A 14722-nucleotide genomic window follows, 5' to 3' on the forward strand; every position below is an offset into this window, starting at 1 on the left:
CCGGAGAAGAAGCCGGACGCCGCCTTGTTCGGCTTGCCCGGCCGCACGCAGATCGTCGGCAGCCGGATGCCGATACCGTCGAAGAAGCCGCGCCTGGTATAGTCGGCCAGCAGCGCTTCGCTCATCTGCTTCTGGGTGCCGTAGGAGGTCAGCGGCGTCGGATGGAAGTCGTCGGGAATGACATCCGGGAACGGCGCGCCGAACACCGCGATCGACGAGGTGAAGACGACGCGCGGCGCAAAGCCCGCCAGCCGGATGGCATCGAACAGGGCCCGCGTGCCATCGAGATTGACGCGGTAGCCGAGATCGAAATTCGCTTCCGCCTCGCCCGACACGATGCCGGCAAGATGGAACACGACGTCGGGGCGCGATGCGACCAGGCGCTCAGTGGCCCCTGCTTCGGCGAGATCGCCAGTGTGCAGCGTGACGCTGACGCCATCCAGGCTCGGGGCCTGTGGTGGCACGATATCGTGTAAATCCAGCGCCGTGATCTTGCGGCCGCGCAGCGTGCCGTCCTTGGCCAGCCGGGCGATGAGCTTGCGGCCGACCATACCCGCGGCGCCAGTGATCAGAATGCGCATATCGAAAATCCCTTGCCTATTTACCCTGATTTTTGCGCTGGTTGCGGGCCCGCAACCAGAACACCGAGAAGAACGCCAGCACGAAAACGATGCCAAAGGCGCCGGCCAGCACGGTCGAAAGGCTGCCGAGTGCCAGCATCACGGTCGGCAGGTAGTAGGCGCCGATACCGAACAGAAGCATGATCCACACGGCAGCGACAAGAGCATTCCTGGTGTCACGATCCATCACGCCGCACCAGGGCAGCGGGTGTTCATCAAGCTGGTTTTCAAGGTTTTGCAACTCCCGAGGCAGGACAATCGACATCGATCGATCCGGTCCTAGTGATGGTGGTCGTGATATGCAGCCGCTTCATGCTCGTGCCCATGCTTGTGCTCGTCGCCGTCGTCGGCGCACTGGCCGAATTCCGGTTCCACGGTGGCATGGCTGATGCCGTGCTCGCTGGCAAGCCGCTTCTTGACGGCACTCACCGCCTGATGCGCATCGACGCCCTCGTCGAGACAGGCATGCAGCGTCGCCATATTGCTGGTCCCGTCGAGCGACCAGACATGCATGTGGGACCGTCGCCTCGATATCCCGGGCGATCAGATCGCGGTCGAGGCTTGGCGGCACGCCCTCAAGCAGCACATGGGCGGCTTCCCGCATCAGCGACCACGCCGTGTAGAGGATCAGCAGCGAGACCAGGACCGACAGGATCGGGTCGATCGGCGTCCAGCCGGTCGCCAGGATGACCAGCGCCGCCGCGATGGCCGCCGCCGAGCCGAGCAGGTCGCCAAGCACATGCAGGATGGCGCCGCGCATGTTCAGGCTTTCGCGGTCGCCGCCATGCAGCACGAAGAACGCGCCGATGTTCACCAGCAGGCCGAGGATCGCCACCACCAGCATCGGCCCGCCAAGCACCGGTGCCGGCGCCTGCAGGCGCCCCCAGGCCTCGTAGACGATCCACAGCGCGATGACGAAGATGGCGAAGCCGTTGGTATAGGCCACCAGCGTCTTGACCCGGCCGAAGCCATAGGTGAGGCGAACGGTCGCCGGACGGCCGCCAAGATGAAACGCATACCAGGCAAGGCCGAGCGCGATCGAGTCAGCGAGCATGTGGCCGGCATCGGCCAGCAGCGCCAGCGAGCCGGTGAGGATGCCGCCAAGCGCTTCGGCGACCATGAAGCCGCCGGTCAGGCAGGCTGCGATCAGAACGCGTTTCTTGTCGGTCGAGCCATGGACATGGCCGGGCCCATGATCGTGCCCAATGTGATCGTGCCCGCTGTGATCGTGCCCGCTGTGATCGTGGGTATGTGCCAATGGCGAACTCCTAGGCGCCGAATTCCGCGCGACAATCCTCGAGCCGTCGCTTCTGCTGGCCGTCGCCATCGAAATTGAACGGATCGAGCCATGCCTCGTAGGCACGGCGCAGCGCCGGCCACTCCTTGTCGATGATCGAATACCACGCAGTGTCGCGGTTTTCACCCTTGACGATCAGATGCTGGCGGAAAATGCCTTCGAACTTGAAGCCGAACCGTTCGGCGGCCCGCTTCGATGGCTCGTTGCGGTTGTTGCACTTCCATTCGTAGCGGCGGTAGCCGAGCTCGTCGAAGATGTATTTCATGAACAGGAACTGCGCTTCGGTTGCACCCGGCTTGCGCGAGATGAGCGGCCCCCAATAGATGTTGCCGATCTCGATGACGCCGTACGCCGGATCGATGCGCATCAGCGTCTGGCGCCCGGCGACCTTGCCGCTGGCCTTGTCGATGACGGTGAAGAACAGCGGATCCTCGCTGGCCTCGACCTTGTCCAGCCATGGCTGGAAGGCGGCGCGGGTCTCCGGCGGATAATCGGGCAACCAGGCGAAGCGGCCGTCGATGTCGGACACGGAGGACGCTTCATAGAGGCCATCGCCATGTTTTGCGGCACTCAGCGGTTCGAGCCGGACAGTGCTTCCGTCGATGGTCTTGCGTTCGGGCCGCGGGCGCGGTTGCCAATCCCTGAGATTTTCCGACACCGAAAGCTCCAATCCGTTTGACTTTTGCCAGCCGAAGCTCACAAAAACGCGACCCAACAGCAAGAACCACACGGACGGGAAAAATGCTCCACACGATTTCGGCCTTCGACCGCCTTGGCGAGGAAAACGCCTTTGCCGTGCTCGCGAGGGCCACAGCACTTGCCCAACAAGGCCGCGACATTGTCAATCTCGGCATCGGCCAGCCGGACTTCAAGACGCCGCAGCACATCGTCGAGGCGGCGATCAAGGCGCTGCGCGACGGCCATCACGGCTATACACCGGCCAATGGCCTGCTGGCGACGCGCGAGGCGGTGGTGCGCCGCACGCTCACCACCACCGGTGTCGAAGTATCGCCCGAAACGGTGATGATCCTGCCCGGCGGCAAGCCAACCATGTTCGCCGCGATCCTGATGTTCGGCGAACCTGGCGCCGAAATCCTCTATCCCGATCCGGGCTTCCCCATCTATCGCTCGATGATCGAGTTCACCGGTGCAGCCCCTATTCCCGTGCCGATGCGCGAGGAAAACGGCTTTGCCTTCTCCGCCGAGGAGACGCTGGCGCTGATCACTTCGAAGACCAGGCTGCTGATCCTCAACTCGCCCGCCAATCCGACCGGCGGCGTCACGCCGCGTGCCGAGATCGAGAAACTGGTCAAGGGGCTGGAGGCGCATCCGCAGGTCGCCATCCTCTCCGACGAGATCTACGACGTCATGACCTATGATGGCGAGACGCATTGCTCGCTGCTCGGCTTTCCCGAGATCCGCGACCGGCTGATCGTGCTCAATGGCTGGTCGAAGACCTGGGCGATGACCGGCTGGCGCATGGGCTGGTCGATCTGGCCGAATGGCGACAGGGGCGCCCATCTCTACGACAAGGTGCGCAAGCTGGCGGTCAACTGCTGGTCCTGCGTCAACGCGCCGAGCCAGTTCGCCGGCATCGCGGCAATCGACGGCCCGCAAGACGATGTCGCCAAGATGATGGGCGCCTTCGACCGCCGCCGGAAGATCGTCGTCGAGGGGCTGAACGCGCTGCCCAATATGTCCTGCATCACGCCCAAAGGCGCGTTCTACGCTTTCCCCAACGTCTCGAAGACCGGCTGGAAAGCCAAGAAACTTGCCTCGGCGCTGCTCGACGAGGCCGGCGTGGCGCTGATCGGCGGTCCCGATTTCGGCATTCTCGGCGAAGGCTATATCAGGCTCTCCTACGCCAATTCCGAGGAGAACATCTTGCGGGCGCTGGAACGGATCGGGGCCTTCCTGGCGAAGTAAGCTTGAAAGCGGCCCGCTGTCCTCTTCCGGACAATTTGCGGCTGTGGCATGACCGTGTCATGAGCCGTCCGGAGGCGCGCGGCCGGGACTGGGCGTGCGTGTCGAGAACGGCTACGGTCCTCGGATCAGGATCGAAGTGGGGTGACATCGGATGTTCTATGCAATCCTTGCCTATCATGTGGAAGACACAATCAAGGCGCTGACGCCGCAGGAAGATACGGCGCTGATGGCTGACTTGCTCAAGATCCATGAAGGGCTCTATGCCGACGGCAGCCTTGGCCCGTCGGCGCGGCTTGGCGCGACACAATCGGCCTGCACCTTGCGCGGCGGCTTGATCGTCGACGGCCCCTTCGCCGAAACCAAGGAACAGCTTCTCGGCCTCTATGTCGTCGACTGCCCGACGCGGGACGATGCCATCGCTATCGCGCGCGACTTTCGTCGCGTCAATCCGACCGCCGTCTACGAGATCCGTCCTATCGCGCTCTATCTGCCCGGCGCAGAGCTACCGGGAGAATAACTACCCACGCCCGACAAACGGCATCTTGGTCGCCATGACGGTCATGAACAGCACGTTGGCGTCGAGCGGCAGGCTGGCCATGTGGACGACGGCGTCGGCGACGCGCTGAACATCCATCACCGCTTCGGCTGATATGGAGCCGTTGGCCTGCGGCACGCCGACCGTCATCGCCTGCGCCATATCGGTCAGGGCATTGCCGATGTCGATCTGGCCGCAGGCGATGTCATAAGGCCGGCCGTCGAGCGCCAGCGTCTTGGTCAGCCCTGATATGGCATGCTTGGTCGCCGTGTAGGGCACCGAGCCCGGGCGCGGCGCATAGGCCGACACCGAACCGTTGTTGATGATGCGGCCACCCATCGGCTTCTGCTTGCGCATGGCGCCAAAGGCGGCACGGGCACACAGGAACGAACCGGTGAGGTTGACGCCGACGATATCGTTCCACACTTCGACCGGTATCTCGTCGATCGGCGTCGATTTGTAGCCCATGCCGGCATTGTTGAAGAGCAGGTCGACACGGCCGAAGGCCGCCGCCACGGTCTCGAACAGATCGTCGACCTCGCCTGCCTTGCTGATATCGCAGGCAACCGCCAGGGCCTTGGCATCGGTGGACCCGGCCTCGGCCACGGCTGCATCCAGCACGGATTTGCGGCGTCCGCAGAACACTGTGTTCCAGCCCGCCTTGAGCAGCGCCGTGGCGACGCTCTTGCCGATGCCCGTGCCGGCCCCGGTGACGATGGCGGTTCTTTGTTCGGTCATGGCTGTTGTCCTCCGGCAGCGCTGCGCTTGCTCGACTGATTTTCGGGGTTTGGCTCGAAAAAGGAAGGCATCGCAAATGACGGCGGCGATGGCAAGCGTGTCCATCCGATCGGGCCGACAAAAAGGGCGGCCATTGGCGACCGCCCCTGATCTGAACCGGGCTTGGGAGGAGGAAAAGCCGATCCGACTATGTTGAATGATGCGCTTGCTGGGTTAACGAGAGGTTAACCCGGAAAGCGCCTCCTGTGCCGTTTTGGCCTACCAGCGCGGATTGGGTGACGTCCCTGCCGTGGCCGGCACCTTGGCCGCCGAAACCGTTGCCTCGACATGGTCGACCAGCGCGTCCGGCAGGCCGAGCCGGCCTGCAAGCAGGTCGAGGTAGCCACGCTCGGCGCGGGTGTCGGGATCGATGGTCAGGCGCGACGCCGTGTAGAGTTCGAGCTTCTGCGCGTCGGTCTTGGCGCCGGCGACCAGCGTGTCGAGGTCGAGCGGGCTTGCCAACTCCGCCATCAGGAACTTTTCGGCATCGGAGTCTATGCCGGCCAGGCTGAGCTTGCCGGCGATCTTCTGGCGCTCTTCATCGTCGATATGGCCATCGGCCTTCGCCGCCGAGATCATCGCCCGTATCAGGGTCAGCGTGAATTCGTCCTCGCCTTGCGGCGCCTGCGACGGGTGGAAGGCGGTGTCCTTGGGCGGCGGCAGCAATTCCGGTTCGCCGGCGGCCGGTGCTTCGGCGGGTGCGTTGCCGGCCTTGTAGTTCTGGTAGGCCTTGTAGGCGAGGCCGCCGATGGCGGCCAGTCCGCCAAGCTTCACCGCGGCGCCCGTCACGTTACGACCGGCACCAGTTCCAAGCAGCACGGCGGCCAGTGCGCCGGCGGCCAGCGGATTGTCCTTGGCCACTGCACGGCCTGCCCCGCCTTGTCGCGGACGGTGCCGCTGGTGCCGGGGATTTGCGAGCCGAGCAGATCGTCGAGAAGCTTCTTGGGATCGAACATTCAGTGCCTCCAGGATTTGCCCGGCCGAACGGGCAGGTTTCGAACGTCGAAGACGTAGGTCCCGAAACTTGACATTGCAATGACAGGCGGCCGCTTTGCAGCAGCTCGATGCCTGGATCAGGAGCCGATATGCGGCTCTCTGCCCCGCGCCTGCGCAAGCTCGACCTGGCGCTGGCGCTCGGCATAACGCTGGCGGTCCTCGTTCGAACGCGCATCGAAACAATGCGGGCAGGAAATACCGGCGGCGAATTTGGGCGACGTCAGGTCGCCCGGTGTCAGCGGGTGGCGGCAGGCGCGGCACAGTTCCGCTTCGCCCTCGGCGAGGCCGTGCGACACCGAAACGCGCTCGTCGAAGACGAAGCACTCGCCTTGCCAGAGGCTCTGTTCGGCCGGAACCTCTTCGAGATATTTGAGAATGCCGCCCTTGAGATGGAAGACATCCTCGAAGCCGAGCGATTTGACATAGGCGGTTGCCTTTTCGCAGCGAATACCGCCGGTGCAGAACATCGCCACCTTGCGGCCTTCGAGTTCCCCCCGGTGCGCCTCCACCCAGGCCGGGAACTCGCGGAAGCTTGCGGTGCCCGGGTCGATCGCACCCCTGAATGTGCCGATCGACACCTCGTAGGCATTGCGCGTGTCGATGACGACAGTGCCGGGCTGCGAAATCAGAGCGTTCCAGTCGGCCGGCGCGACATAGGTGCCGGCACTTTTCGAAGGATCGATGTCATCGACACCCATGGTAACGATCTCGCGCTTCAGCCGCACCTTCATGCGGTGGAACGGCATGTCCGCGGCTGCGCTGTACTTGACCTCGAGGCCCGCCAGCCCTTCGATGGCTTCGAGATACAAGATCAGTTCGGCAATTGCCGCCTCGCTGCCGGCGACGGTGCCGTTGATGCCTTCATGCGCCAGCAGCAGCGTGCCCTTGATGCCGCGCCCGCAGCAGAAGGCGGCGAGCGGCGCGCGCAGTTCTTCGAAAGCGTCGAGCCGGGCAAACCGGTAGAGCGCTGCGACGCGGAAGGGTGGAAGTGATGTCATTGCCGAAGCCACTAGACGCTCACGAAAGCCTATTCAAGGCAAAGCAGGCATCCTGTTCGGAGGTCCCGGGCGCAAATCTGCACCATAGGCGAATTTGTACCATAGCTGAGATCAGGGAGTCAAGAAAAAATTCCTATCCTGACAAAGCTGCCGGCACAAACCTGCCGACACCGCCGCCGAGCTGGCAGCCGCCTTTGTGAGCTAAGCTTGGCGAGCATGGGCGACACGTGACATCGCGACACGGCCGGTTTCGTGGACAGGAAAACGGCCTTCTGCTAATCGGTTGAATTGTCCACGCCACGGAGAGACACATGCCCAGCAAGACCGAAAAACTCCTGTCGCTCCTCAACGGCCAGCCGGTCATCCCGGTGCTGAAGATCTCCGATGTCGCCAATGCCGTGCCGCTGGCGCGCGCGCTGGCGCGCGGCGGCCTGCCCGCGATCGAGATCACGCTGAGGACCGCCGATGCGCTGGAAGCGATCCGGCGGGTCGCTGGTGAAGTCGAGGACGCCATCGTCGGCGCCGGCACCATTCTCGATGCCAGGCAGTTCGAAGAGGCGGCTGCCGCGGGCTCGCGCTTCATCGTCAGCCCCGGCATCACCCGCGAGCTTCTGTCGGCAGCCGCCGGCAGCGATGTTCCGCTGCTGCCCGGCGCCATCACGCCCGGCGAGATCATGGCGGCGCGGGAAGCCGGCTTGCGCTTCCTGAAATTCTTCCCGGCCGAGCAGTCGGGCGGCATCGCTTCGCTGAAGGCCTTCGCCTCGCCGCTCGCCGATGTGAAATTCTGCCCGACCGGCGGCATCTCGGCCAAGAACGCGGCCGACTATCTCAGCCTGCCCAACGTGGTCTGCGTCGGCGGCTCCTGGGTGGCGCCCGACGACCTCGTCAAGGCCGGCAAGTGGGACGAGATCGAAGCCCTGGCGCGCGCGGCGAGCAAGCTTGCGAAATAAGGCCTCGGCCACGGGATGAAGAAACCCGGCCGACTCGCGTCGACCGGGTTTGTCAAATCGGCTCCGAACCGGATCAGCTGCAGACCCGAACCTTTTCAACCACCCTGTGGTGATGCTTCCAGCTTGTGACCACCTTGGTCCGGCAGTGCTTCTTCATGTGCATATGGTCATGAGTTTTGACGACAATGGTCTCGGCCTGCGTAGGGGCGATGGCCGCCGAAGCGGTTGCCAATGCGATGACCGATGCCAATAGGATGTTCTTCATGGATCTCCCCGGGTTTGAACGAACCTGTATTAACCCGGGGAATAGGCCGACCGTTCCGGCTTCACGAGAAGTTCAGCCGCGCGTGACCGTGCAGGCTGGCCCGGTTCGCTGAACAGCAAAAAGCCGCGCTGGTTGCCCGGCGCGGCTTTGTCGATTGATTTGCCGTCATTTGGTCTGGAAGCGGGCTACCGACATGAACTTGACGGCGTTGCCGGTGAAGCGGTTGGCATCGGCCACCTGGCTGCTCGGCTGGAAGCCGGCCGTGTAGACTTCGCTCGGCGGCGTGTGCACGATGCTGTAGGCGTAGCCCGGCGCCGTCGTCGCGCTTGAAACGGTGGCGACATGCTCGCCGCTGGTCAATGCCCAGCGGGCGGCCTGCGGTGCGGCTGCAACCACCATGGCCTTGGGGCCTGGCTTCAGGTCGCGGGCGGTGGCTCTCGATTCCTTGCGGGTCGTCTTGACGCCGGCGCCGATCGCGGCGGCCGGATCGGAACCGACTGGGCGGGCAACGACGGCATCGCGCGGCGATGCGGCGTTGGTGCCTGGATCGTTGAACGCCGAACGCGGCTCGGATCCGGACAAGGAAGCAAGCTGGTAATCGGCCGCACCGACCTGGGCATTGGCTTGGTCGAGCACGGCCTTGACCGCATCCGGCCTGGCCATCTCGGGCCGCGCCGTCGGCAGCACCGAGAACGCATCGGTCGCCGTCTTGCTTTGATCAGCCGTCTCGGCCAGCGCCATCAGCACATCCTTGCTGGGCGGCGCAGCCAAAGCGGCCGGCAGCGAATTGTCGGGACGCCATGTCGGCAACGGTATGTTGTTGACCGCGACCTGGGCCGGATTAGCCGAAGCCGTTGCATCGGCCACGCCGAAAGGAACGCTCGCCGGCGCATGCGCGGTCGCCACGGCCTGCTCGGTGGTGGCTGTCGCCTCCGCCATCGCAAAAGGAACATTCTCAGGCTGCTGAGCGCCGACATCGGCTTTTGGCCGCGGTGCGAAATCCGGCAGCGGAACGCTTCGGGCCGGCAATGCCGCGATGATCGTCTCCGGCGTGTCCTCTTCCGGCTCCGGAGCCTGCTGCTCGGCCACCTGCGGAATCTCGGCGCGCCGCGCATTCTCCGGCGCCACGATGGCAATGCCCGGGAGGTTGCTGGTCTTGGCTGCCGCTGCCGGCTTCAGGTTTCTCGCTTTGGGCGGAGGGGCGGCCGAAGCGGTCTGGACATCGGCGCTGTCGTCGGCCTCGTCGTCGCCGCCGCCACCGAAGAAAGCCGACAGGAAGCCACCTGACTTCTTGCCGCTGCCGCCAGCACTGGCCATCTCGATGGCCGGCGAGCCTGAACCCTTGCGCGCCTTGTAGGAGGCGAGCGCCTGCTCAAAGCCGGGCAGCGGCCTGCCGTCGCTCGGCACATGCAGCGTCTTGCCATTGGGGAACAGGCTGACCAGTTCCTGCCGGCTGATACCGGGCCAATGGCGCACATTGCCGATATCCATGTGGACGAACGGCGAACCGGATGACGGATAGTAGCCGACGCCGCCGCCCTGCATCTTGAGACCGATGTTGCGCAGCTTCTTAAGCGGCACGCCGGGAATATAGAAATCCATCGCCTTGCCGAGCATGTGCTGGCTCTTCTCGGCGACGCCCCTGCTGCGGCCACGCAGCATCGAGTTCGTCGACGGCGAGCGATAGCCGCAGATGACCTGGATGTAGTCCGTGGCGCCGGCTTCCCGATACGCTTCCCAGACCAGATCCAGCAGGCGCGGATCCATCTTGGTCGGCTCGTTGCGACGCCAGTCGCGCAAAATGATGTTGATCTTCCTGAGACCCTCGGGAACGTAGCGGCCGTTGCGCTTGTAGACGATCTCGGCCTTCTCGTGGGTGTGGAGATGATAAAGCTTCAGCGACCGTGTTTCGGCGCTGGCTCCGCTCGCAGCCGCGGCAACAAAACCAAAAGCGACAACCAACACTGCCAGCCACTTCGGCCAGACGCTCAAATGATGGTGCCGCCTGTTTGTGTGTCGTTCGATTCTGTTCAAATCAAAAGGCCTTGCAGGCTGCCGTTTGTCCCCGGATTTGTCCAAACGGATGTGGCATTAGCACACCCGAATATCGATCCTAATGGTTAATCATCGCTTATTGAAGCCGAAATGCGGTAACACCGTGGCGATATCCCGTCAAAAATTGTTCACAAGGTTTCTTGGTAAACCGCTGGTTTAGATCAGATTTCCGCCTTCGGCCCGAACACGATCTGTTACCGTTAGCCTTAATGCGTGAACAGAGCTGTCCATGACACAGCCACAATGCCGCCGAAATGGCGATACAAGGCCTGCTGTGGCATTGCAAGCTAGCGTCGGCCTTGCGGCAAGCCGGATTCCGAAGCTCAGCCCGGCATCGCCCTTAGGAGGCGAGCCGGTCTACGCGGCCCGTCTCCGGATCGATGCCGTGTTCCTTGAGCTTGCGATAGAGCGTCGAGCGACCGATCCCGAGCCGGCGGGCGACTTCGCTCATCTGTCCGTTGTAGTGATCGATGGCAAGCTTGATCATCTCGAGTTCGACATCGGCCAGTGCCCGCACATTGCCGCGCTCGTCGAGCGCCCGCAACGTGCCGAAGCGAGGCTGCAGCCTTGCCGGCGGATCGAACGCGATTGCTGGGCCGCCCTCGCCGGGCAAGGCTTCGTCCTCGCGCTCCTGCAAAGACTGGGAGGGCGCCGGCGCATCGCCGTCCATATCCAGGTTGACGGTGCCTTCCACTTGCGCCCGTATCTGCGGGAAGTCCTCGGCGGAAAGCACATCGCCTTCGCAAAGCACCGAGGCCCGGAAGACGGCATTTTCGAGCTGCCGGATGTTTCCAGGCCAGTCATAGGCCTGCAGAACGGCGAGCGCTGCCGCCGAAATACCCTGCAGGCGACGGTGCGGGTCGGCCGGCGCCACCTTCTCCATGAAATGGGTGACCAGATAGGGGATGTCGTCGCGGCGGTCGCGCAGCGGCGGCACGAAGATCGGGTAGACGTTCAGCCGATAGAACAGATCCTCGCGGAACTTGCCGTCCTTGACCTGCTGCAGGAGGTTGCGGTGCGTCGCCGAAATCAGCCTGATGTCGACCCTGACGGTCGAGCGTCCGCCGACCGGATCGACCTCGCCGTCCTGGACCGCGCGCAACAGCTTGACCTGCACGTCGAGCGGCAGGTCGCCGATCTCGTCGAGAAACAGTGTGCCCGAATGCGCTTCGACGAACTTGCCCGTGTGTTTGTCGGTGGCGCCGGTGAACGAGCCCTTCTCATGGCCGAACAGGATCGATTCGACCAGATTGTCGGGGATGGCGCCGCAATTGACGGTGACGAAGGGTTTCGAGCGGCGGTCGCCACTGCCCTGGATGGCGCGCGCCACCAGTTCCTTGCCGACGCCGGACTCGCCCTCGATCAGGATCGGGATGTTGGATGCCGCCGCTTTCTGGCCAAGACGGATCACCCTGTCCATGGCCGGGCTGTGCGTAATCATGTCCTTGAAGGTCAGAAGGCCGCCGCGCCGGCGCGACGTGCGCTTGACCTCGCCCTCGACGGCCTCGACCTTGAGCGCATTGCCGATCGACGCCTGCAGCCTGTCGGGAGACGCCGGCTTGACGACGAAATCGAAGGCGCCATGACGCATCGCCGAAACCACGGTCTCGATGCCGCCCTGAGCGGTCTGCACGATGGCAGGCACGTTGATGTCGCGCTCGCGCATCGCCTTCAGCACGCCGATACCGTCGAGACCGGGCATGACCAGATCGAGGATGACCACCGACACCTCGCGGGCGCCGGGTCCATCGAGGATATCGAGAGCGGCCGCGCCGCCGTCGACAACGATTGCGCTGTAGCCGAACCGCGTCACCGCCGCTTCGAGCAGCCGGCGTTGCACCGGATCGTCATCGACTATGAGTATGGAACCTGTCATGACTGATACAACTACGCCCGCCCGAGGAATCCTGCCCTGTGGACCATCTTGGCACAGGGTTCTAAATAAGGTTTCAAAAAACCCGGTGAATGAATTCCTTAGGATTTGACCGGCTTCTCGTTTCTCCTTGAACCTTGGCCACGGAAGGTGTCGGCAATGCATAAGGATTCTGGCCACATGGGTTCCGCACGGCGGCTGGCGGCGCCGGCGTCCGGTCAGGGCGCGGCCGAGCTGGGCGACCTGCCGGAATGGAACCTTGCCGACCTCTATGCCGGCATGGACGCGCCAGAACTGAAGCGCGACATCGCCAAGGCCGCCACTGACGCGGTCAGCTTCGAAAGCCGCTGGAAGGGCACGCTGGCCGCCGAGGCCGAGCGCGGCAGCGCCGGCAGGCTGGGCGAGGCGCTCGTCGCCTACGAAGCGCTGGAGGAACTGATCGGCCGCATCGTCTCCTATGCGGGTCTGGTTTATGCCGGAAACACCGCTGATCCCCAGCGCGCCAAGCTCTATGGTGACGTCCAGGAGAAGATGACCGACGCCAGCGCGCACCTTCTGTTCTTCGCGCTCGAACTCAACCTGATCGACGATGCGTCGATCGAAGGCGCGCTCGCCGGCGATCCCGCCTTCGGTCACTACCGGCCGTGGGTGCTCGATCTGCGCAAGGACAAGCCCTACCAGCTTGAGGACCGCGTCGAGCAGCTCTTCCACGAAAAGTCGATCACCGGGCGCGGCGCCTGGAACCGCCTGTTCGACGAGACGATGACCGACCTTCGCTTCGACATCGACGGCGAGGAACTGACGCTGGAGCCGGCGCTGAACCGTTTGCAGGACGCCGACGGCGAGGTGCGCCGCCGGGCGTCCGAGGCGCTGGCCACGACCTTCCGCAAAAATTTGCGCACCTTCACGCTGATCACCAACACGCTGGCCAAGGACAAGGAGATATCCGACCGCTGGCGCGGCTTCGAGGACATCGCCGATTCACGCCATCTCGCCAACCGCGTCGAGCGCAGCGTGGTGGACGCCCTGGCTTCCGCCGTTCGCGATGCCTATCCGCGCCTGTCGCACCGCTATTACGCGATGAAGGCACGCTGGCTGGGCATGGAGGTGATGAACCACTGGGACCGCAACGCGCCGTTGCCGGATACGCCCCAGGCGATCATTGGCTGGGACGAGGCCAGGAACACCGTGCTGTCCGCCTATCAGCGCTTTTCGCCCGACATGGCCGAGATCGCGCGAACCTTCTTCGACCGCAATTGGATCGACGCGCCGGTGCGGCCCGGCAAGTCGCCTGGCGCCTTCGCGCATCCGACCGTGCCGTCGGCGCATCCCTATGTCCTGCTCAACTACATGGGCAAGCCGCGCGATGTGATGACGCTGGCGCACGAGCTTGGCCATGGGGTGCATCAGGTGCTGGCCGGCGGCCAGGGCGCACTGATGGCCTCGACGCCGCTGACGCTGGCCGAGACGGCATCGGTCTTCGGCGAGATGCTGACCTTCCGCTCGCTGCTCGACCAGACCACCGACCGGCGCGAGCGCAAGGCCATGCTCGCCCAGAAGGTCGAGGACATGATCAACACGGTCGTACGCCAGATCGCCTTCTATGAATTCGAGCGCAAGGTGCATGCCGAACGCAAGAACGGCGAACTGACCTCCGACAGGCTCGGCCAGTTCTGGCTCGAAGTGCAGGCCGAAAGTCTGGGTCCCGCGATCAAGCTGCGCGAAGGCTACGAGGTGTTCTGGACCTACATCCCGCACTTCATCCATTCGCCCTTTTACGTCTATGCCTATGCTTTCGGCGACTGTCTGGTAAACTCGCTCTACGCGGTCTACCAGAACGCCGAGCGCGGCTTTCAAGACAAGTATTTCGAAATGCTGCGCGCCGGCGGCACCAAACATCATTCCGAGCTTCTGGCGCCCTTCGGGCTCGACGCCACCGATCCCGCCTTCTGGCAGATCGGACTTGGCGTCATCAGCGGCCTGATCGACGAGCTGGAAGCGCTCGACGCTTGAAACGCGTCCCTCTAACAGTTTAGCCGGAATGCATGTTGGGACAGCTCTACTATCGTCCTAAATATCTGTTCTTGAAGTACTCTCCACCGAAGTTTTCCGATAGCTTTCCACAAGCTCTATGATAGCCTTCACTCCAAGCTCAGCCGGAGCGCATGCGGATCGGCGAGGAGAAATCTCAGCCGGCCGTGGCGCTCAGGCGAACGCGACAACGGTCGTTGGCCATGGGCAAGCAAAGCCGATCGCCGACAGCTCGAACCGAAGCCGGCTGTTCTGCTTACCGCGGAACCACCAAGAGTAGTCCTTCGCCGAAGGTCATGACCCACGGCAGACGGATCTGACTGGAGAGAGACAATGGGCACTTTTTTCTACGTGGTCCTGGCGTTCCTGATAGGCGTGTTGGTCGGCTGGTTCCTTTGG

Annotated in this window: 13 protein-coding genes and 1 pseudogene; 4 read left to right on the forward strand and 10 right to left on the reverse strand. The window is 63.7% G+C overall.

Annotated elements, in window-relative coordinates; translation table 11 throughout:
* From EOC06_RS42550 to EOC06_RS14725, 4 genes are all read right to left on the reverse strand, one after another.
* The coding region (locus tag EOC06_RS42550; RefSeq protein ID WP_245469604.1) for an NAD-dependent epimerase/dehydratase family protein at window positions 1-581 on the reverse strand (581 nt) is incomplete at its 3' end.
* Between the two features lie 16 nt (window positions 582-597).
* Entirely contained in the window at window positions 598-810 is a 213-nt protein-coding gene (locus EOC06_RS14715; RefSeq protein ID WP_128308117.1) for a hypothetical protein, read from the reverse strand.
* A gap of 120 nt (window positions 811-930) precedes the next feature.
* Entirely contained in the window at window positions 931-1878 is a 948-nt protein-coding gene (locus EOC06_RS14720; protein ID WP_245469606.1) for a cation diffusion facilitator family transporter, read from the reverse strand.
* Between the two features lie 10 nt (window positions 1879-1888).
* A complete protein-coding gene (locus tag EOC06_RS14725; RefSeq protein ID WP_128308110.1) occupies window positions 1889-2575 on the reverse strand; it encodes a GNAT family N-acetyltransferase in 687 nt (228 codons plus the stop codon).
* An 83-nt stretch (window positions 2576-2658) separates the two neighbouring features.
* Between EOC06_RS14725 and EOC06_RS14730 the strand changes: the two genes are divergently transcribed.
* A complete protein-coding gene (locus EOC06_RS14730) occupies window positions 2659-3843 on the forward strand; it encodes a pyridoxal phosphate-dependent aminotransferase (protein ID WP_128308111.1) in 1185 nt (394 codons plus the stop codon).
* Between the two features lie 151 nt (window positions 3844-3994).
* Window positions 3995-4360 (forward strand): YciI family protein, encoded by a 366-nt coding sequence (locus tag EOC06_RS14735; RefSeq protein WP_128308112.1) that lies wholly within the window; start codon window positions 3995-3997, stop codon window positions 4358-4360.
* Here the strand turns inward: EOC06_RS14735 and EOC06_RS14740 are convergent, their stop codons facing one another.
* The 3 genes and pseudogenes from EOC06_RS14740 to EOC06_RS14750 all read right to left on the reverse strand — a co-directional run bounded on the left by EOC06_RS14740 (window position 4361) and on the right by EOC06_RS14750 (window position 7149).
* Complete coding sequence (locus EOC06_RS14740; RefSeq protein ID WP_128308113.1) at window positions 4361-5116, reverse strand: SDR family oxidoreductase; 756 nt, start codon at window positions 5114-5116, stop codon at window positions 4361-4363.
* 258 nt (window positions 5117-5374) lie between these two features.
* Window positions 5375-6111, reverse strand: a pseudogene (locus EOC06_RS14745) (tellurite resistance TerB family protein).
* Window positions 6112-6228: 117 nt separating this feature from the next.
* Complete coding sequence (locus tag EOC06_RS14750) at window positions 6229-7149, reverse strand: rhodanese-related sulfurtransferase (protein WP_128308114.1); 921 nt, start codon at window positions 7147-7149, stop codon at window positions 6229-6231.
* Window positions 7150-7460: 311 nt separating this feature from the next.
* Here EOC06_RS14750 and EOC06_RS14755 point away from each other — a divergent pair, with 311 nt between their 5' ends.
* The gene (locus tag EOC06_RS14755; RefSeq protein WP_023810049.1) at window positions 7461-8099 is read left to right on the forward strand and encodes a 2-dehydro-3-deoxy-phosphogluconate aldolase; all 639 of its coding nucleotides are present in this window, start codon (window positions 7461-7463) and stop codon (window positions 8097-8099) included.
* Window positions 8100-8172: 73 nt separating this feature from the next.
* Here the strand turns inward: EOC06_RS14755 and EOC06_RS14760 are convergent, their stop codons facing one another.
* The 3 genes from EOC06_RS14760 to EOC06_RS14770 form a co-directional block, all read right to left on the reverse strand.
* Entirely contained in the window at window positions 8173-8364 is a 192-nt protein-coding gene (locus tag EOC06_RS14760) for a hypothetical protein (protein ID WP_127272097.1), read from the reverse strand.
* Window positions 8365-8529: 165 nt separating this feature from the next.
* Complete coding sequence (locus tag EOC06_RS14765) at window positions 8530-10356, reverse strand: DUF882 domain-containing protein (RefSeq protein WP_128308115.1); 1827 nt, start codon at window positions 10354-10356, stop codon at window positions 8530-8532.
* 403 nt (window positions 10357-10759) lie between these two features.
* Window positions 10760-12295, reverse strand: a complete 1536-nt coding sequence (locus EOC06_RS14770; RefSeq protein ID WP_128308116.1) for a sigma-54 dependent transcriptional regulator — start codon at window positions 12293-12295, stop codon at window positions 10760-10762.
* A 177-nt stretch (window positions 12296-12472) separates the two neighbouring features.
* Between EOC06_RS14770 and EOC06_RS14775 the strand changes: the two genes are divergently transcribed.
* Window positions 12473-14305 (forward strand): M3 family oligoendopeptidase, encoded by a 1833-nt coding sequence (locus tag EOC06_RS14775; protein WP_128308118.1) that lies wholly within the window; start codon window positions 12473-12475, stop codon window positions 14303-14305.
* Window positions 14306-14722: the final 417 nt, after the last annotated feature.

The organism is Mesorhizobium sp. M7A.F.Ca.MR.362.00.0.0 (assembly GCF_004023175.1).
GTDB lineage: Bacteria > Pseudomonadota > Alphaproteobacteria > Rhizobiales > Rhizobiaceae > Mesorhizobium.